Source organism: Brucella sp. 22210 (assembly GCF_052045675.1).
In the GTDB taxonomy this organism is placed as follows: domain Bacteria; phylum Pseudomonadota; class Alphaproteobacteria; order Rhizobiales; family Rhizobiaceae; genus Brucella.
This window is the reverse complement of record NZ_JBQEPD010000170.1, coordinates 1-478: the sequence shown is the minus strand read 5'-3', so window position 1 is coordinate 478 and position 478 is coordinate 1. Positions and strand designations below refer to the sequence as shown.

Genomic DNA, 478 nt, shown 5'->3' with positions numbered 1-478 from the left:
CATCGTAATTGTTGCCCGCGTCGATCAGATCAGCCAGTCGAGAGGAAACGGTTGTGAAATTTGCGGCGTTGTCCGCGAGAGCATCCCATTCGGTTACGCGGGCGCCGTCATAGAAATGATAGATATTGCCATCGGTGTATGCGGCAACGGCGTAGACCTTGCCGTCGAACGCCTTGGCATCGAGAACAGCAGTCATCGCCGGATCGCCGGGGGCTTGCAAACGCTGATACCGCACGCCAACTGGCATTCCAGCAGGCTCGGTGCTCGACCCGAACACAAACACCTGTCCGCGGATGGAGAAAGCGCCAAACGTTCCCGCTGGCAAAACATATGTGGAAACGAACTTCTTTGCGCGTTCAATGTCTCCGCCACGGGTGATGAGCGCATTCTTCAGCGTCCACAATGTGCCGGGCACACCGCTAGATTGCGGCCTGCGTCGGTCCATCCCGAACCGAAAATCTGCAATTGAGGTGTAGGT

General features: G+C 56.9%; 1 protein-coding gene. It reads right to left on the bottom strand.

Annotation, left to right across the window (positions count from 1 at the left end; genetic code table 11):
- Positions 1–478: hypothetical protein (locus ACTJKP_RS27190; protein ID WP_440632877.1), on the bottom strand; the 478-nt coding region annotated here is incomplete at both ends.